Genomic DNA, 18,979 nt, shown 5'->3' on the forward strand with positions numbered 1-18,979 from the left:
AAATGAAATTTTCAGTCCTAATGTCCTTATATATTAAGGAAAATCCTCAATTCTTGCGGGAGTGTTTTGAAAGTCTTGTGGCACAAACTCGTCAAGCAGATGAAATTGTATTAGTTTTTGATGGCGCAGTAACGCCAGAATTAGAATCCGTTGTGACAGAATTTGAAACAAAATTGCCATTAAAATTAGTTAAATTGCCGCAAAATCGAGGCTTAGGCAAAGCCTTAAACGAGGGTTTATTACATTGTGCTTATGACTGGGTTTTCCGTATGGATACCGATGATATTTGTGTGCCTGATCGTTTTGAAAAACAAGTGGCGTTTATTGAACAGCATCCTGAAACCATCATTTTTGGCGGACAAATTGCTGAATTTGGTGAAAATGTAAATGATATTGTGGCATATCGTAATGTGCCAACGTCAGCTCAAGAAATTATCAAATTCACGCAAAAACGTTGTCCGTTTAATCATATGACGGTGGCATATCAAAAAAGTGCGGTCATTAATTGTGCTGGATATGAAGATCTTCAAGAAGATTATTATTTGTGGATCAAACTTGTCGCAAAAGGTTTATATGTGGCGAATTTGCCTGATATTTTAGTTTATGCGCGAGTAGGAAATGGTATGGTGAGTCGCCGCCGTGGAGTCAATCAAGCCAAAGCAGAATGGCGTTTGTTCAAATTGAAATACCGCTTGGGAATTCAAGGATTGTTATCTGGATTATTTACTTTTGCATTGCGCTTTGGTTCTCGTTTATTGCCAACCTCGTTATTGAAAAGCCTTTATCAAACTTTTTTACGTAAATAGGAAATACGATGAAATTAAATATTTTATTTAAAATTTCTGCATTATCCACCGCACTTTTTTTAGTTGGCTGTTCTAGTTCGCCTGATATTAAGCCAGTGGTCAATAGCACCAGTTATACTAAGCAAAGAACGCCAGAAAATTTTAATGATTATGTTCAATTTTTAAAAGGTAAAGCCGCCGCTGAAGGTGTGTCATTATCGGTATTGAATGCTCAAAATAATATTCTCTATATGCAAAAGGCAGTAGATTTAGATCGTGAACAAGCCGGTAAAATTCGTAAAAGAGATCCGAATTCACCTCCAGTGGCTAATCCTAATGGAACGAGCAATTATCTCAATAGAGTGCTAACGCAAAATAAAGTGAATGTCGCGGGTGAGCGTTATTCGGAAGTGCAAGCCCCATTGCAAAAAGCAAGCCAAAAATATGGTGTTCAGCAGGAATATTTGCTTGCGTTATGGGGAATGGAAAGTAGTTTCGGGCATTATCAAGGCAAATATGATGTACTTTCTGCAGTGGCAACGTTGGCTTTTGAAGGTCGGAGAGAAAAATTATTTACGAAAGAATTTATCTCAGCCATGAAAATGCTTGAAAAAGATCATATTCAACGTGAACGTATGTTAGGTTCATGGGCGGGCGCGATGGGACAAACTCAGTTTATGCCAAGCACTTTCTTACGTTATGCGGCTGATGGAAATAATGATGGCGTAAAAGATATTTGGAAAAACCAGTTTGATACTTTTGCTTCTATTGCAAATTATTTGCATACAGTAGGCTGGGATAATAGTTTGCCCTGGGGCGTAGAGGTGATGCTCACGCAACCTATTGATTTGAGTTATTCTGGTACAGAAAGCAATAAAGCTCGCTCTTTAAAAGATTGGCAAGCGATGGGGCTAATATTAAAAAGCGCCAATCCACAGGAGCAAGCCAAGTTAAGTACACTTGAAAATGCTGAGCTTTGGTTAGTTCGCCCTGATCGTGAAGCAGGCAGAGCATTTTTAGTTTCGAATAATTTCCGTACTATTTTAGATTGGAATAAATCTAATTATTTTGCATTGAGCATCGGCATGTTTGCTGAACGGATTAAAGATAATGTAGGATTATAATGTACGAAAAGTGCGGTCATATTTTTGACCGCACTTTAAGTTATTTTCTTATACAAATTTTCTCAAATTCATAGAAGAATTTCGGAAATGTTTTGCTTGTACACTTAGGATCAAGTATTGAGACTGATGTATTTGAAAGTGCAATTAACGAAAAGCACATTGCCATGCGGTGATCGTTATAAGTCTCAATATCAGCATGTTTAAACTGATTGAATGCAAGCGGTTGAATACGAATAAAATCTTCACCTTCTTCGACTTCTGCACCAATTTTACGTAGCTCAGTTGCCATTGCTGTTAATCGATCAGTTTCTTTTACGCGCCAGTTATAAATATTTCTAATGACGGTTTCGCTGTTGGCAAAAAGAGCAGTGGTTGCTATCGTCATTGCAGCATCAGGAATATGGTTCATATCCATATCAATACCGTGTAATTCATTATGTTCGGCTTGAATAAAATCCTCTCCCCAAGTGATTTTTGCACCCATTTTTTCTAATACATCAGCAAATAAACGATCGCCTTGAATTGAGTTTTTGCCAATTCCTGTTACTTTTACTTTTCCTTTAATAGCGCCAGCTGCGAGAAAGTAAGAGGCTGATGAGGCATCACCTTCTACTAAATATTTACCAGGTGAAATATAGGACTGATTGCATTTTACGTAGAACTTTTGATAATCATGATTTTCAACATGAACACCAAAATCTTTCATCATTGAAAGGGTGATGTCAATATAAGGTTTAGAGACTAATTCACCGATAATTTCAATTTCTGTATCATTTTCTGCAAGTGGAGCAGACATTAAAAGTGCGGTCAAAAATTGGGATGAAATAGAACCATCGATTTTGAGTTTTCCCCCTTTTATCCCACTGTTACGAATTGCGAGCGGAGGATAACCTTCATTTTCTAAGTAGCGAATCTCTGCACCCGCTTGGTGTAATGCATCTACTAAATGTAGAATTGGCCGTTCTTTCATACGAGGTTCACCTGTTAAGATGATTTCCCCCGTTTTTTGCCCCTTTAAACAAAGCGCGGCTGTTAAGGGACGCATTGCGGTTCCTGCATTGCCAAGGAAAAGAGAAAGTCCATCTTGAATATTAAACGAACCTCCTAAGCCTTCAATTTCGCAAATTGTTTTATCATCAGAAAGTTGATATTTCACGCCTAAGGAGCTGAATGCATTAAGCATATGGTGAATATCATCGCTATCTAATAAATTGGCTACTTTTGTTGTGCCTTTAGCTAAGGCGGCTAAAAGTAATGCTCGGTTTGATAAACTTTTAGAACCCGGTAAATTAATTGTTCCTTCAACCGCACTTATTGGAGAAAGGGTGATTTTTTCCATTACAGCACCACCGTTTTATTTTTATAAACAAAAATTTTATCGTGTAAAGCAAGATCAAGTGCGCGACTTAACACGGTTTTTTCCACATCACGTCCAGCACGCATCATCGCTTCTGCGCTATAAGTATGATCCACATTAATGACATTTTGCATAATGATTGGGCCTTGATCCAATTCATTATTAATGAAATGTGCTGTTGCGCCGATAATTTTTACACCTCGTTCATAGGCTTGTTGATAAGGTTTTGCGCCAATGAAAGCAGGTAAAAATGAATGGTGGATATTAATCACTCGATTTGGATAACGAGCAACAAATTCGGGATTTAGTACACGCATATATTTAGCGAGAACAATATAATCTGGTGTGTATTCATCAATTTTTTCAGCTAATAATTTGTCGTGCTCAATACGAGTTAAGCCTTCATGACTAACTAAATGAAATGGAATATTGAAGCGCTCAACGAGCTCGCGTAAATTATCATGGTTGCCGATTACGGCTGCAATTTCTACATCAAGCGCACCATAATAATTTTTCATTAAAATATCGCCGAGACAGTGAGCTTCCTTTGTGACTAAAATAACAATTCGTTTACGTTTTGCACCAATTAATCGACAATGTGTTCCTTCGGGTAAGCTATATTTTAGATCTTCTAATAAAGTAGCTTCGTTAAAAATACCTTCCAATTCTGTGCGCATAAAGAAATGTTTGGTTTCAAAATCTACAAATTCATTATTATGCAGAATATTTAGTTGATGTTTGTAACAAATGTTAGTTATTTTAGCTATTAGGCCTTTATCATCAGGACAATCGGTGAGTAATATTTTTTTTTCGATCATAATGTTGCGTGCTAGGTTTAGATAAAAAAATAGAACCCATAAAAATGGGTTCTAGTTTCAAATAGAAAAATTAAATTTCGAAGTCAGATAATGATTTACCTGAATTTAATGCATTTTGAATAGGACGAGGTGTTCGGCCTTGGCCTGTCCATGTTTTATGCTCGCCATTTTCATCAATAAAGGCATATTTTGCAGGGCGAGGTGCTCGTTTAGCTCTAGGAGCAACTGATGACACATTAAAAATAGCTTGGAATTCTTCAGCCGTTATACCATCTTGTTCCATTAATTCTTTATATTTTGCAATACGCTCTTTACGTTCTGCTTCAGACTTAATCAATTCCTCTTCAGCAATACGTTTTTCTTCAATTACAGTTTGTAGCTTTTCAAGCGCGCTTTCTGCTTGTTCTAAAGTGAGTTCACGTACAGCAACACGCAAACTACGTAGATTCATTAATCCTTTTGTTAATTCATTCATTATAAACCTCATAGTAAAAATCAATGTTTGTTAATTTAAAATTGGCGTTATTAATAATAGAGAAAGTTAAAAAATTTGTAAATACTGAATTTATATAAATATATTAAAATTAAATTATGTTAATATTTTGTTTTAAAATTAAGGTGTATTTATCTAAATTTATTATAAAAATAATATTATTTTTGTTGGCAATGCAAGATTTTTAAGGTAATCTTGTTAGACACTACAAAAGTAGAGGTGCAATTATTATAAGTATTTTTTCTGAGTGGATAACGATGAAGAAAAAAGAAAGGAATGATTGCCGAAATTAGTTGAAAGTCATTTCAGCTAGTTGGTGGCGTACTTGAAAGGGGCGTCACTGTCATAGTTTTTTTGATTAACTATGGAGCGCTACGGTTGTTCTGGTCTTATTCTGTCCTTTGCTTTCCGTTCTCTCCATTAATTGTAGGTATCTCTTAATGGAACTTATCGATTTTTCATCCTCAGTTTGGTCAATCATCCCAGCTTTACTGGCGATTGTCTTGGCGATTGCAACTCGTCGTGTATTGGTGTCTCTCAGTGCAGGGATTATTGTTGGTGCGTTAATGTTAGGTGGCTGGAATATTGGCCCCTCTTTCAGTTATCTATCAAGCAACGTGATTTCACTTGTTTATGCTGATGGTGCAATTAACTCTAATATGAACATTGTCTTGTTCTTATTATTGCTTGGTGTTTTAACCGCACTTTTAACTGTATCAGGTAGTAATCGTGCGTTTGCTGAATGGGCACAAAGCCGTATTAAAGGTCGTCGTGGTGCTAAATTATTAGCTGCATCATTAGTTTTTGTTACTTTTATTGACGATTATTTCCACAGTCTTGCTGTAGGCGCAATTGCTCGTCCTGTGACAGATCGTTTTAAAGTTTCTCGTGCTAAGCTTGCTTATATTTTGGATTCAACGGCAGCACCTATGTGTGTAATGATGCCTGTTTCAAGTTGGGGCGCATACATTATTACTTTAGTAGGCGGTTTATTAGCGACTTATTCGATCACGGAGTACACACCAATTGGCGCATTCGTGGCAATGAGTTCAATGAACTTCTATGCAATTTTCTCAATTATTATGGTGTTCTTTGTAGCATATTTTTCTTTCGATATTGCTTCAATGGCACGCCATGAAAAATTAGCTTTGGAAAATTCTGAAGATGAATTAGAAGAAGAAACGGGTGCAAAAGGTCACGTACGTAATCTCGTATTACCTATCTTAGTTTTAATTTTTTCAACGGTTACAATGATGATTTACACTGGTGCATCAGCATTAGCAGCGGATGGTAAAGAATTTAGCATTTTAGGTGCATTTGAAAATACGGTTGTTGGAACTTCTTTAGTTGTGGGTGGTACTTGCTCAATTCTAGTTTCTACTTTATTAATTATTATTGATCGTCAAGTAAGTGTTCCAGAATATGCACGTTCTTGGATCGTAGGTATTAAATCAATGTCTGGTGCAATTGCGATTTTATTCTTTGCGTGGACAATTAATAAAGTCGTTGGGGATATGCAAACTGGTAAATATTTATCTTCTCTTGTTTCTGGTAATATCCCAATGCAATTCTTACCTGTAATTTTATTTATTCTTAGTTCTGCAATGGCATTCTCAACTGGTACGAGCTGGGGGACATTTGGTATTATGTTACCAATTGCAGCGGCTATGGCTGCAAATGCTGCGCCAGAATTATTACTCCCTTGTTTATCAGCGGTAATGGCGGGAGCGGTATGTGGTGACCACTGTTCGCCAGTATCGGATACAACGATTTTGTCTTCAACCGGTGCAAAATGTAACCATATGGATCATGTGACTACCCAGCTTCCTTATGCCGCGACAGTTGCAACTGCCACGGCTATCGGTTATATCGTGGTCGGTTTTACTTATTCAGGTTTAGCTGGTTTTGTTGCGACAGCGGTTTCATTATTTTTAATCGTATTTGCAGTGAAAAAACGTTAAAAATGTGATCTAGTTCAAAAAACTGAATAAAAAATTAAATTTTGCTTAATTTATAAAATGCGACATATAGTCGCATTTTTTTATTTAAAATTATTGTTTTTTTTATAATAATCTGAATTTTTGTTATTATTTAATTTTTTATTCTGTTTAAATGCTGTTTTTAGCTGTTGTGTGCACTAGACAAAAACTTTTTGCTTAGTATGATGTAAATCATTGATACAAAGCATGAGCACTTTTAAAAAGTGCGGTTCGTTTTAGGAGTAAAAGATGAAGAAGTTATCTGGCGCAGAGATGGTCGTTCAGTCTTTACGCGATGAAGGCGTAGAGTATTTATTTGGTTATCCTGGTGGAGCGGTATTAGATATTTATGATGCAATCCATACACTAGGTGGTATTGAACATATTTTAGTTCGCCATGAACAAGCGGCTGTTCACATGGCGGATGGTTATGCACGTTCAACAGGTAAGGTGGGATGTGTGTTAGTAACATCTGGCCCTGGAGCTACAAATGCAATCACTGGTATTTTAACGGCTTATACAGATTCTGTTCCTATGGTCATTATTTCTGGTCAGGTCATGAGTAATTTAATTGGCCGAGATGCATTCCAAGAATGTGATATGGTAGGGATTTCTCGCCCGGTTGTAAAACATAGTTTTATTGTGAAAAAAGCAGAAGATATTCCGGCGATACTAAAAAAAGCCTTTTATATTGCCTCAACTGGTCGTCCTGGTCCTGTTGTGGTGGATATTCCAAAGGATACAGTAAATCCTAATTTTAAATATCCGTATGAATATCCAAAATCTGTCGAGTTACGCTCTTATAATCCCACAGTAAATGGACATAAAGGCCAAATTAAAAAAGCATTAAAAGCACTTTTAGTGGCGAAAAAACCTGTGCTTTTTGTGGGTGGCGGGGCAATTTCAGCGGAGTGTAGTGAAGAATTAACAATTTTAGCACATCGTTTAAATTTACCTGTAACAGCCTCTCTAATGGGATTAGGCGCGTATCCAAGCACAGATAAACAATTCCTAGGAATGTTAGGGATGCACGGTACTTTCGAAGCCAATACGGCAATGCACGAAAGTGATCTTATTTTAGGGGTTGGTGTTCGTTTTGATGATCGTACAACAAATAACTTAGAAAAATATTGCCCAAATGCCAAAGTAATTCATATTGATATTGATCCAACCTCGATTTCTAAAAATGTTCCAGCGGCGATTCCAATTGTCGGAAATGCGAAAAATGTATTGGAAGAATTTTTGAGTTTATTGAATGAAGAGGGATTAAAATCTCAAACAGATCTTGAAAGTTGGTGGCAAGAAATCAACCAATGGAAAGCAAAAAAATGTTTGGAATTTGACCGCACTTCTGGCGTGATTAAACCGCAACAAGTCATGGAAGCGGTATATCGTCTTACTAAAGGACAGGCATATGTGGCTTCTGATGTAGGGCAACATCAAATGTTTGCAGCGTTACATTATCCATTTGATGAGCCTCGTCATTGGATTAACTCTGGTGGCGCGGGCACCATGGGATTTGGTTTGCCTGCTGCATTAGGCGTAAAATTGGCTCATCCGGAAGCAACGGTTGTTTGCGTTACTGGCGATGGAAGTATTCAAATGAATATTCAAGAGCTTTCTACTGCAACTCAGTATGGCATCCCTGTTGTTATTATTTGTTTGAACAATCATTTCTTAGGAATGGTAAAACAATGGCAAGATTTGATTTATTCTGGCCGCCATTCGCAAACCTATATGAATTCCTTGCCTGATTTTGTGAAATTGGCTGAATCCTATGGTCATGTCGGTATAAAAATTGCGACACCAGATGAACTTGAAAGTAAATTGCAAGAAGCATTCAGCATTAAAAATAAATTAGTATTTGTAGATATTAATGTAGATGAATCTGAGCATGTGTATCCAATGCAAATTCGTGGTGGCGCAATGAATGAAATGATTTTAAGTAAACCTCAAGAGGAGACAAACTAATGCGTAGAATTTTATCTGTTTTACTCGAAAATGAGTCTGGTGCTTTATCGCGTGTTGTTGGTTTATTCTCCCAACGTGCATTTAATATTGAAAGTTTGACAGTTGCACCAACGGACGATCCTACATTGTCTCGTATGACGATAGAAGCTGTGGGAGATGAGCAGGTTTTAGAGCAAATCGAAAAGCAACTTCATAAATTAGTTGATGTATTTAAAGTGATTAATTTGAGTGAGCAAGAGCATGTAGAACGTGAAATAGTTTTGGTTAAAGTAAGAGCTGTTGGTTCATCTCGTGATGAGATCAAACGTTTATCGGATATTTTCCGTGGACAGATTGTAGATGTGACGCCAAAATCTTATACCGTTCAGCTTAGCGGTACGAAAGATAAAATTGATGCTTTTATTAATGCATTAAAAGAGGAGGCAACATTGCTTGAAATAGTTCGTTCAGGATTAATTAGTTTATCCCGTGGTGAAAAGAATATTTTATAGTAGTAGGTAAAAATAAGGGGGAGAATATCCCCCCTTTTTTTGATTGAAAGCTTATTTATTCGCTAAAATGACCGCTCTTTTCGGAGCTTGATAACCTTCAATGGTTTTACTGTGGTTATTTGGATCCAAGAAATCAATCAGGCTTTCATTTTCCAACCAATCAGTTTTACGCTGTTCTTCTAATGTGGTTGTTGCAACATCCACACAACGTACATTGGTAAAGCCAACTTTTTCTAGCCAGTTAATTAGTGCAGCGACAGAGGGGATAAAATAAACATTTTTCATTTTCGCATAGCGATCTGCCGGTACGAGTACAGTATTTACATCGCCATCCACCACTAACGTTTCTAATACCAATTCACCCCCTTTTACCAATTGATTTTTCAACTGGCTTAAGTGATCTAATGGGGATTTACGATGATAGAGTACGCCCATTGAAAATACAGTGTCAAATGCCGCTAATGGTTGCATTTGTTCAATACCAAGCGGGATAAGATTTGCTCGACGATCATTATTAAGCAGCTTGCGTATGGCTTCAAATTGGCAAAGGAAAAGCTCGGTAGGATCAATCCCGATGACCATTTTTGCGCCTTCTCCTACCATTCTCCACATATGATAACCGCTGCCACAACCTACATCTAAAATAGTGCGACCTTGCAGCGGTGCTAAATGAGGAAGAACACGCTCCCATTTAAAATCTGAACGCCACTCACAATCTACATGAATGCCGAAAAGATGATAAGGCCCCTTTCGCCATGGCATTAATTGTTTTAAATGATGGATAATTCGTTGTTTTTCACCTTCTGAAAGGGGAGAAGAGCGGTCAGATTTCACCGCACTTTTGAGATTGATTTCATCAGCATGTAAATCAGGTAGGAAATCAACAATTTTGCTCCATTTTGTATAATCGCCATGAGTTTGAGTTTCCCATTCTTTTAATTGGAGTGGTAAGGTTTCTAACCAGTCTGATAAATTTGTGGTCGCAATTTGTTGATAAAAAGGGCGAAAGTCGATCATTTTGCTTCCTTATAGGCCTTTTCTGCTTTGTCAAAGGTATCGAGAACATTTTGTTCCGGTTTGCTGGAAAGCAATGAGACAACAATAATTGCAAGGCTACCGAAAGCAAATCCAGGAATCATTTCATATACTTTGAACCAATCGGTATCAGCTGGAACAACTTCTTTCCAAGCAAATACTGTCACTGTGCCTACAAGCATACCTGCCATCGCGCCCGATGAGGTCATTCGTTTCCAGAAAAGAGAGAAAAGCACCACAGGGCCAAATGCACTACCAAAACCAGCCCAAGCGAATTCGACAAGTTTTAATACTTTGCTGTTTTCATCTTGTGCGATCCAGATCGCAAGTGCGGCAATAACTAATACCATAATTCTTCCAAGCCATACTAGCTCTTTTTCAGATGCGTTAGGGCGAATAAAACCTTTGTAGAAATCTTCTGTGATAGAGCTAGATGAAATTAACAACTGCGCACTTAATGTACTCATTACTGCAGCTAAAATAGCAGAAAGTAATATGCCCGCGATCCAAGGATTAAACAAAAGTTTAGCGAGTTCAATAAACACTTGCTCAGGTTCGTTATTGACTGTGCCTGCAATGTTTGGATTGGCAAAGAAATAAGGTATCGCGAAGAAACCAATACCAATTGCACCACCTAAGCAAAGCACCATCCATGTCATACTAATGCGACGAGCTTTGATAAGTGATTTAACAGAATAAGCCGCCATAAAACGTGCCAAAATATGTGGTTGCCCAAAATATCCCAATCCCCAAGCGGCAAGGCTTAATAGACCAAGTGGGGTAGTGGCAGTAAATAAATCGGTAAAATCTTTATTGGCGGCTGCTTCAGCTTGAGCTAATACCGCGGAAAATTGAGTGGTATCACCAATGTTTAATAACACAAAAATAGGCGTTAAGAGCAACGCAAAAATCATAAGGGTTGCTTGAATGGTATCTGTCCAACTTACTGCTAAAAAACCACCAATAAAAGTGTAAAGAATGGTGGCTAATGCGCCATACCAAAGTGCGGTGGAATATTCGACTGAAAATAAATTTTGGAATAATTTTGCACCTGCCACTACACCCGAAGCACAATAAATAGTGAAGAATACTAAAATAATCGTAGCAGAAACAATTTTTAATAATTTATGTGATGTAGCAAAGCGATTGTGGAAATATTCTGGAAGAGTGAGGGCATTATTATTTAATTCAGTATAAACACGTAAACGACCAGCCACCAGAAGCCAGTTAAAATAAGCGCCAAGCGTTAAGCCGATAGCAATCCAGCCTTCAACTAAGCCTGATAAATATACTGCACCAGGTAAGCCCATTAAAAGCCAACCAGACATATCTGAAGCACCAGCAGACATTGCCGTGACAAAGCTGCCTAAACGACGTCCGCCGAGAATGTAATCTGATAAATTATTCGTGTAATAATAGGCGAGTACGCCAATCAGCAACATCCCGAAAATATAAATAGTAAAAGTAACAAGAGTTGGGTCGAATCCAAACATTTGAAAAGTCCAAAATGGGTTAAAAATTTCAGAAAGGGTGCATTTTACCTTATTTCGGGCTATTATTCTATTTAGACTGAATATTTGATGAAATTTAAGAAATTAGGAATATAAAATGGATGCTGTAGAGTTATTGATGAACGTAACTCCTAACGAAACACGCATTGCGCTAGTAGAAACAGGAATGTTGCGCGAAGTGCATATTGAACGCCAAGCCAAACGAGGAATTGTCGGAAATATTTATAAAGGTCGGGTGACTCGAGTGCTACCTGGAATGCAGTCTGCTTTTGTTGATATTGGTTTGGAAAAAGCGGCTTTTTTACACGCTGCTGACATTGTATCCCACACAGAATGTGTAGATGAAAATGAACAAAAGCAATTTAAAGTTAAGAGCATTTCAGAATTAGTACGCGAAGGGCAGGATATTGTTGTACAAGTAGTGAAAGATCCGCTTGGTACAAAAGGCGCACGTTTAACAACAGACATCACATTGCCATCGCGTCATCTTGTTTTTATGCCAGAAAATAGCCACGTGGGCGTATCACAACGCATTGAAAGCGAAGAAGAACGTGCCCGTTTAAAAGCATTGGTTGAACCTTTTTGTGATGAACTTGGCGGGTTCATTATTCGCACCGCCACAGAAGGAGCAAGCGAAGAAGAATTACGTCAAGATGCTGAATTTTTAAAGCGCTTATGGCGTAAAGTCTTAGAGCGTAAATCTAAATATCCAACTAAATCAAAAATTTACGGCGAGCCAGCGCTTCCACAACGTATTTTGCGTGATTTTATCGGCACAAACTTAGAAAAAATTCGTATCGACTCTAAACTTTGCTTTGGCGAAGTGAAAGAATTTACCGATGAATTTATGCCTGAATTAAGCGATAAACTTGTTCTTTATTCTGGCAATCAACCTATATTTGATGTGTATGGGGTTGAAAATGCGATCCAAACAGCCTTAGATAAACGTGTTAATCTCAAATCAGGTGGCTATTTAATTATTGAGCAAACAGAGGCCATGACCACCATTGATATTAATACCGGTGCATTTGTGGGGCATCGTAATCTAGAAGAAACCATCTTCAATACCAATATTGAAGCAACTAAAGCTATTGCTCAGCAACTCCAACTACGTAATCTTGGTGGCATAATCATTATTGATTTTATTGATATGCAAACAGATGAACACCGCAATCGAGTATTAGAATCTTTATGTGATGCGCTTTCTAAAGATCGTGTGAAAACCAATGTGAATGGCTTTACGCAATTAGGCCTTGTGGAAATGACTCGTAAGAGAACTCGTGAAAGCCTTGAGCATGTACTATGCGATGAATGCCCAACTTGCCATGGACGCGGTCGGGTGAAAACCGTTGAGACAGTTTGTTACGAAATTATGCGTGAAATTATTCGGGTGTATCATTTATTCAGTAGTGAACAATTTGTTGTTTATGCCTCACCAGCGGTTTCCGAATATCTTATTAATGAAGAATCTCACGGTTTGCTGCCAGAAGTAGAAATGTTTATTGGCAAACGAGTAAAGGTAAAAACAGAACAGTTTTATAACCAAGAACAGTTTGATGTGGTGGTGATGTAAACTCTGTTTCAATAAAGTGCGGTGAAAAATTTTTGAGATTTTTTACCGCACTTTTACAGACTGTTCTTTACATTTTTTCTTTTGCCATTTTCATTTTTTTATTTGATTTCATCTTTTTATCAGATTTCATTTTCATATCAGATTTCATTCCCATTTCATCAGACTTCATCATGTGGTCAGAGTGCATTTGCATGTCATCTGATTTCATCATTTTTTTCATTGGGGTATTCATCATCGGTTCTGATTTCATTGGCATGGCATCAGATTTCATTTCTTCTGCATAAACGGTTGTTACACCAAATAACATAGCCATACCTAAGATTGCACTTTTGAATGTAATATTTTTCATTTTAAATTTCCTTGTTTAAGTGGTAAAAATAGTATTGAAAGAAATAGTTTCTTTCATGTTATTAGACGAAACACTTTTTCATTTCTTACAAAAATTTTAAAGGAATTAAAATGAATGCCATTTCTGATACGGAACTCCAACAAATTCGTACGCAGATGCTGAAATTTGCAATGTTACAGTTGCACCATACCGATCTTGCTGAGGATTTAGTACAAGAAGCATTTTTAAGTGCATTTAACAATCTCGCGAATTTTAAACATCAAGCCGCTTTTAAAACTTGGGTTTTTGCCATTCTAAAAAATAAAATTATTGATTATCTTCGTCAGAAAGGACGCTTTGTATTAGAAAGTGAAATTGAAGATGAACAGTCAACTAATACATTTTTTGATGATACAGGGCATTGGAAAATAGAATATTATCCGAGCGAATTACAGGGCGAAGAGGAAACAGTGTATTCTGATGAGTTTTGGTTGATTTTTGAAACCTGTCTTACTTGTTTACCCGCTAAACATGCCAAAATTTTCATGATGAGAGAGTTTTTAGAATTGTCATCGGATGAAATTTGTCAAGAAACTCAGCTTACTACCTCCAACTTACATACCACACTTTATCGGGCCCGTTTGCAGTTGCAAAATTGTTTATCAAAAAAACTTTAGGAGAAAATTATGCGTTGTATTCAAGCCACTCGAATAATTTCTGATTCTCATGAGCGATCATTAGAACTGCAAGAAAAAATAGGTTTAAAAATGCATTTGTTAACTTGCCCTCATTGCCGTCGTTTTCAACGAAATTGCAAAACTTTAAGTATGATGATGAAGAAATTTAAAGATTCACATTAGGAATTTTGACAGAGTAAAAAAACACCGTTACTTTTCACCGCACTTTATTGAGCCAGCTAACCTAATTGTACTGAATTTAATATTCTTATAAATAAAGTGTTTATTTCTTCATTTTTGCCAATAAACTTACCGCTCCCACAATTACAACTGCGCCGAACCAAAAATAGAGGTTAGGCGTATGATGCCAAAAGAGCCAGTCGAAAACGCTAGAGAAAATGACGCCAGTGAAAGCAAAAGGGGTAATAACGTTGGCTGGCGCATATCTGAAAGCGCGAGTGAGCAATAATTGGAAAATCAATCCAAATCCGCCCACCAATAGCAATAAACCAAGCTCGTATAAATTAGGGATTTTCCATTGATGAATAAAGAAGATTGGTAGCATGAGTGTACCAATCAGATGAAAATAAAATACGATATTTTTTGGTGTGTTGTATTTGTTTAATTCTTGTAAGCCAATAAATGCCATTCCTGCCAATACAGCACCAGATAATCCAATCAGCACATAAATAGGATCAACATTGCCATTGTGATTAGTGAGTAAAATAATGGAAACGCCAAGAAAACCGATTAAGCTACACAAAAGTACATTAAGCGGTGTTTTTTGATGGAAAAAGAGCAATAAAATCGGGATAAATAGGGCAGAGGTATTCATCAATAAGACAGCGATGGAAAGCGGTAAGAACTTCACGACATAAAAGTTAATCAACATGCTCGATACACCCGCGGCATTCCGCAGGATTAAAAATTTCCATTGACGGGTATCTACTTTAAAGTCGAGATCTTTAATTACAAAAGGTAGTAAGAAAAGCAAGCCGATTAAAAAGCGTGAAAATAAGGTTTCACTTGCAGGGATTGTTTGAGAAGCGGTTTTGACAAATACATTCATCAAGGTAATGGAAAAGTACGCTGATACCATAAAACTAATCGCTTTGTGATAAAGCGAAGGAGTGGAATATGATTGCATATAGATCCTTTTTTACCTTAGAAAAGAGGGCGAAACAGTGTTTTTTAGCTCTTTATTATTGGTTATAACAATGGATTTTCATAAATTTCTTAAAAAATTTTACAAAAATCTGTAAGAAATCAGATTGTCCGCCGTCTAACCTTATGTAACGTTAATTTTCACATCATAAGGAAAAACAATGAAACTATCAAAAACATTTCTATTCATTACCGCACTTTGCTGTGCTACACCAACTTTAGCGATACAGAGTTCAACATCATCATCTGGAGAACAAAAAATGGCAATGGAAAATACACAAAACATTCGAGAAATTTATCTTGCTGGCGGCTGTTTCTGGGGTATGGAAGCATATATGGAGCGTATTCACGGTGTGAAAGATGCGATTTCTGGCTATGCCAATGGTAATACGGAGAAAACTAGTTATCAGATGATTGGGGTAACCGATCATGCAGAAACCGTAAAAGTTACTTACGATGCAAATCAAATTTCACTCGATAAATTATTACAATATTATTTTAAAGTGATTGATCCAACCAGCGTAAATAAACAAGGCAACGATCGTGGCAGACAATATCGCACAGGGATTTATTATCAAGATGGGGCAGATAAAGCGGTGATCGAACAAGCACTCGCCCAGCTTCAAACCAAATATAAAAAACCAGTACAAATTGAGGTTCAACCGCTTAAAAATTACATCGTAGCGGAAGAATATCATCAAGATTATTTGAAGAAAAACCCAAATGGTTATTGCCATATTGATATTACCAAAGCAGATGAACCTGTGATTGACGAGAAAGATTATCCGAAACCGAGTGATGCAGAACTCAAAGCGAAATTGACACCGTTGCAATATTCCGTCACTCAAAATAAACATACTGAACGCTCTTTTAGTAATGAATATTGGGATAATTTCCAACCGGGTATTTATGTTGATGTCACCACAGGCGAGCCTGTTTTTTCTTCAAATGATAAATTTGAATCGGGTTGTGGCTGGCCGAGTTTTACGAAACCAATAGCAAAAGAGGTAGTGCATTATCAAACGGATAATAGTTTTAATATGCAACGTACTGAAGTGTTAAGCCGTGCGGGCAATGCCCATTTGGGTCACGTTTTTGACGACGGTCCGAAAGATAAAGGCGGTTTGCGTTATTGCATTAATAGTGCATCAATTAAATTTATTCCGTTAGCTGAAATGGAAAAGGCAGGATACGGATATTTGATTCAATCCATTAAAAAATAAGGAGATGCAAGATGTTAGATCAACAACTCCTTATTGGAACTGTATTTTTAGCGGGACTTGCTTCTTTTCTTTCGCCTTGTATTTTCCCGATTATTCCAATTTATTTTGGTATTTTGAGTAAAGGTGGTAAAAAAGTCCTAAATACTTTTTTATTTATTTTAGGGCTTTCCCTTACGTTTGTAAGTTTAGGCTTTAGTTTTGGTTTTTTAGGGAATATTTTATTTAGTAACACCACCCGCATTATCGCTGGCGTTATTGTGATTATTTTGGGTATTCATCAACTTGGCATTTTCAAAATTGGCTTGTTGGAACGCACGAAATTGGTGGAAATAAAAACATCAGGAAAATCAACCGCACTTGAGGCATTTGTGCTTGGTTTAACGTTTAGTCTTGGTTGGACACCTTGTATTGGCCCGATTCTGGCTTCCGTGTTAGCCTTATCAGGCGATGAAGGCTCTGCACTTTACGGTGCATCGATGATGTTTGTTTATGTTTTAGGCTTGGCAACGCCTTTTGTACTGTTTTCGTTCTTTTCTGACAGCTTACTAAAACGTGCTAAAGGGTTAAATAAACACTTAGACAAATTTAAAATCGGTGGCGGAATTTTAATTATCGTGATGGGCATTTTATTGATTACGAATAATTTTTCGTAAAACATAACCTCAACAAAATAAATCTATAAAAGGAAAAAACAATGAAAAAACTACTATCAATATTTCTAATGGCATTCAGCCTAAACGCTTTTGCACAAACTAATTTAGCGGATGTGCAACTCAAAGATTTAAACAATCAGCCAGTTACTTTAAGCCAATATAAAGGCAAACCTGTGTATGTAAAAATGTGGGCATCTTGGTGTCCGATCTGTTTGGCAGGATTAGCTGAAATTGATGATTTAAGTGCGGAAAAAGATCGCAATTTTGAAGTAATTACCATTGTTTCGCCCGATCACAAAGGCGAAAAAGGCACTGCTGATTTTATTGAATGGTACAACGGGCTAGAATATAAAAATATTAAAGTCTTGCTAGATGAAAATGGTGAAATTATTGATCGTGTTCATGTTCGAGGTTATCCGTTTAATCTATTTTTAGATGCTGATTTAAATGTGAAGAAAACTGTGCCAGGACATTTAGGACGGGAGCAAATAATTAAGTTTATTGAGAAATAAAATCAAGCGGCCGGTAATTAAAATTTAACCAGCCGCTTTTTTATTTCTGGCATAACGTAGATATTCTTTCATTGGGAATTTGGTAGATTGATAAAAAGTATATATTATAAATAGTGCTTAGATATTGAAATGGTCTTTACTTTTACAGATGAGATAAAAGTAATAGTGGTGAAGGAAACAATGGAAGAAATAATTAACGGACTACTCATTGTGCTTGTGCCGATGGTGTTGGGTTACTTAGTCAAAATACAGAATCAAAATGCGTTAGCATTCATTAATAAAATTGTGATGTTATTGCTTTACATCATTTTATTTATGATGGGGTTTATGCTTGGGCAGCTAGAGCATTTAGAACAAAAATTGCCAATTATTGGTATGACCGCTTTAGGGCTATCGGCTATTATTTTGACTTGTAATATCGTAGGTTTGGCTATTTATGACCGCACTTTGTCTAAGCCTGTTAATTATTTACAGGGGGAATTACCATCTCGTTGGCATTCGTTAATAGACTCAATTAAATTATTAAGTGCGGTAATTATTGGCATCGTTTTAGGTTGGTTGTGCAATGATTGGTTGCATTTCCCACATGGTTCCAATCTTTACGTGCTTATTGCGTTGATCTTTTTTGTCGGGATTCAGCTTCGTAATAACGGCATTTCCTTGAAAGAAGTCTTATTAAATAAGCAAGGTTTAATAATGGGGGCAATTTTTACCCTAAGTTCTTTAATTGGTGGTGTTATTTCAGCATTTTTTCTAAGTATGCCAATTACTCAAGGTTTAGCTTTTTCATCAGGATTTGGTTGGTATTCTTTATCAAGCGTCGTGCTGACAAATGCTTGGGGACCAATGCAGGGGAGTATTGCCTTTTTCAATGATTTATCGCGTGAAATATTGAGCTTATTTTTGATTCCATTGTTTATGCAACATTATCGCTCTACAGCTATTGGGATTACAGGCGCAACCGCATTAGATTGTACATTGCCTATTATTCAAAAATCAGGCGGAATTGAAGTAACGCCTATCGCCATTTCTTTTGGTATGGTGACAAATTTATTACCACCGTTGTTATTAGTCTTTTTCTCGAGTTTTCCTATTTAAAAGCTTAAAAAACTTGATTTTGATAAAAAAACCGTGACCAACTTCACAAATCTGAAAATATGTATTTGCATAACTGATCGGATTTCTTTATTCTGAAACCACTAAAAACAAGTGCTATCTTAAATAGCCGACATCTATTTTGCTTTCCGAGTAGTGCCCCATTGGGGCACTTTTTTTATTCTGTAAA

Annotated in this window: 19 protein-coding genes and 1 riboswitch; of the genes, 12 read left to right on the top strand and 7 right to left on the bottom strand. The window is 36.8% G+C overall.

Features of this window, described 5'->3' with window-relative positions; genetic code table 11:
- Window positions 1-2 precede the first annotated feature (2 nt).
- Both lsgF and A9501_RS02010 read left to right on the top strand, forming a co-directional pair.
- Entirely contained in the window at window positions 3-806 is an 804-nt protein-coding gene (lsgF, locus tag A9501_RS02005; RefSeq protein WP_065264733.1) for a lipooligosaccharide biosynthesis galactosyltransferase LsgF, read from the top strand.
- 8 nt (window positions 807-814) lie between these two features.
- The gene (locus A9501_RS02010; protein WP_065264734.1) at window positions 815-1,909 is read left to right on the top strand and encodes a lytic murein transglycosylase; all 1,095 of its coding nucleotides are present in this window, start codon (window positions 815-817) and stop codon (window positions 1,907-1,909) included.
- 40 nt (window positions 1,910-1,949) lie between these two features.
- Here A9501_RS02010 and aroA read toward each other — a convergent pair whose 3' ends face one another.
- From aroA to A9501_RS02025, 3 genes are all read right to left on the bottom strand, one after another.
- Window positions 1,950-3,248, bottom strand: coding sequence for a 3-phosphoshikimate 1-carboxyvinyltransferase (gene aroA / locus A9501_RS02015; RefSeq protein WP_065264735.1), 1,299 nt, complete (start codon window positions 3,246-3,248; stop codon window positions 1,950-1,952).
- A complete protein-coding gene (gene purU, locus A9501_RS02020) occupies window positions 3,248-4,084 on the bottom strand; it encodes a formyltetrahydrofolate deformylase (protein ID WP_065264736.1) in 837 nt (278 codons plus the stop codon). The genes aroA and purU overlap by 1 nt, the downstream gene beginning before the upstream one ends.
- A gap of 70 nt (window positions 4,085-4,154) precedes the next feature.
- On the bottom strand, window positions 4,155-4,559 hold the full coding sequence (locus A9501_RS02025; protein ID WP_065264737.1) for an H-NS histone family protein: 405 nt from the start codon (window positions 4,557-4,559) through the stop codon (window positions 4,155-4,157).
- Between the two features lie 224 nt (window positions 4,560-4,783).
- A riboswitch (Lysine riboswitch) is annotated at window positions 4,784-4,960 on the top strand.
- 57 nt (window positions 4,961-5,017) lie between these two features.
- Between A9501_RS02025 and A9501_RS02030 the strand changes: the two genes are divergently transcribed.
- From A9501_RS02030 to ilvN, 3 genes are all read left to right on the top strand, one after another.
- Window positions 5,018-6,538 (top strand): Na+/H+ antiporter NhaC family protein, encoded by a 1,521-nt coding sequence (locus A9501_RS02030; protein ID WP_065264738.1) that lies wholly within the window; start codon window positions 5,018-5,020, stop codon window positions 6,536-6,538.
- Between the two features lie 267 nt (window positions 6,539-6,805).
- Window positions 6,806-8,527, top strand: coding sequence for an acetolactate synthase 3 large subunit (locus A9501_RS02035; RefSeq protein ID WP_065264739.1), 1,722 nt, complete (start codon window positions 6,806-6,808; stop codon window positions 8,525-8,527).
- Window positions 8,527-9,018: an acetolactate synthase small subunit gene (gene ilvN, locus A9501_RS02040; RefSeq protein WP_065264740.1), complete on the top strand. Its 492-nt coding sequence runs from the start codon at window positions 8,527-8,529 to the stop codon at window positions 9,016-9,018. The genes A9501_RS02035 and ilvN overlap by 1 nt, the downstream gene beginning before the upstream one ends.
- Before the next feature lie 51 nt (window positions 9,019-9,069).
- Here the strand turns inward: ilvN and cmoB are convergent, their stop codons facing one another.
- Together cmoB and putP are read right to left on the bottom strand one after the other, a co-directional pair.
- Window positions 9,070-10,035 (bottom strand): tRNA 5-methoxyuridine(34)/uridine 5-oxyacetic acid(34) synthase CmoB, encoded by a 966-nt coding sequence (cmoB, locus tag A9501_RS02045; protein WP_065264741.1) that lies wholly within the window; start codon window positions 10,033-10,035, stop codon window positions 9,070-9,072.
- Window positions 10,032-11,546: a sodium/proline symporter PutP gene (gene putP / locus A9501_RS02050; RefSeq protein WP_065264742.1), complete on the bottom strand. Its 1,515-nt coding sequence runs from the start codon at window positions 11,544-11,546 to the stop codon at window positions 10,032-10,034. Before putP ends, cmoB begins: the two co-directional genes overlap by 4 nt.
- 115 nt (window positions 11,547-11,661) lie before the next feature.
- Between putP and rng the strand changes: the two genes are divergently transcribed.
- The gene (gene rng, locus A9501_RS02055) at window positions 11,662-13,137 is read left to right on the top strand and encodes a ribonuclease G (protein ID WP_046950290.1); all 1,476 of its coding nucleotides are present in this window, start codon (window positions 11,662-11,664) and stop codon (window positions 13,135-13,137) included.
- A 67-nt stretch (window positions 13,138-13,204) separates the two neighbouring features.
- On the opposite strand, the gene A9501_RS02060 is transcribed toward rng, so the two are convergent.
- Window positions 13,205-13,486, bottom strand: coding sequence for a hypothetical protein (locus tag A9501_RS02060; RefSeq protein ID WP_048952591.1), 282 nt, complete (start codon window positions 13,484-13,486; stop codon window positions 13,205-13,207).
- Window positions 13,487-13,596: 110 nt separating this feature from the next.
- Between A9501_RS02060 and A9501_RS02065 the strand changes: the two genes are divergently transcribed.
- Together A9501_RS02065 and A9501_RS02070 are read left to right on the top strand one after the other, a co-directional pair.
- Complete coding sequence (locus A9501_RS02065) at window positions 13,597-14,142, top strand: sigma-70 family RNA polymerase sigma factor (RefSeq protein ID WP_065264743.1); 546 nt, start codon at window positions 13,597-13,599, stop codon at window positions 14,140-14,142.
- Window positions 14,143-14,151: 9 nt separating this feature from the next.
- Window positions 14,152-14,325 (top strand): zf-HC2 domain-containing protein, encoded by a 174-nt coding sequence (locus A9501_RS02070; RefSeq protein WP_065264744.1) that lies wholly within the window; start codon window positions 14,152-14,154, stop codon window positions 14,323-14,325.
- 100 nt (window positions 14,326-14,425) lie between these two features.
- Here the strand turns inward: A9501_RS02070 and A9501_RS02075 are convergent, their stop codons facing one another.
- Window positions 14,426-15,289: a DMT family transporter gene (locus A9501_RS02075; RefSeq protein ID WP_065264745.1), complete on the bottom strand. Its 864-nt coding sequence runs from the start codon at window positions 15,287-15,289 to the stop codon at window positions 14,426-14,428.
- A 178-nt stretch (window positions 15,290-15,467) separates the two neighbouring features.
- Here A9501_RS02075 and msrAB point away from each other — a divergent pair, with 178 nt between their 5' ends.
- From msrAB to A9501_RS09650, 4 genes are all read left to right on the top strand, one after another.
- Window positions 15,468-16,529: a bifunctional peptide-methionine (S)-S-oxide reductase MsrA/peptide-methionine (R)-S-oxide reductase MsrB gene (gene msrAB, locus A9501_RS02080; RefSeq protein WP_065264746.1), complete on the top strand. Its 1,062-nt coding sequence runs from the start codon at window positions 15,468-15,470 to the stop codon at window positions 16,527-16,529.
- 11 nt (window positions 16,530-16,540) lie between these two features.
- Window positions 16,541-17,182: a cytochrome c biogenesis protein CcdA gene (locus A9501_RS02085; RefSeq protein ID WP_005628783.1), complete on the top strand. Its 642-nt coding sequence runs from the start codon at window positions 16,541-16,543 to the stop codon at window positions 17,180-17,182.
- Window positions 17,183-17,223: 41 nt separating this feature from the next.
- On the top strand, window positions 17,224-17,694 hold the full coding sequence (locus tag A9501_RS02090; RefSeq protein ID WP_065264747.1) for a redoxin family protein: 471 nt from the start codon (window positions 17,224-17,226) through the stop codon (window positions 17,692-17,694).
- A 180-nt stretch (window positions 17,695-17,874) separates the two neighbouring features.
- A complete protein-coding gene (locus A9501_RS09650) occupies window positions 17,875-18,792 on the top strand; it encodes a lysine exporter LysO family protein (RefSeq protein ID WP_065264748.1) in 918 nt (305 codons plus the stop codon).
- The last annotated feature ends 187 nt before the right edge of the window (window positions 18,793-18,979 follow it).

Origin of the sequence: Haemophilus sp. CCUG 66565 (genome assembly GCF_001679495.1) — a bacterium.
In the GTDB taxonomy this organism is placed as follows: domain Bacteria; phylum Pseudomonadota; class Gammaproteobacteria; order Enterobacterales; family Pasteurellaceae; genus Haemophilus; species Haemophilus haemolyticus_K.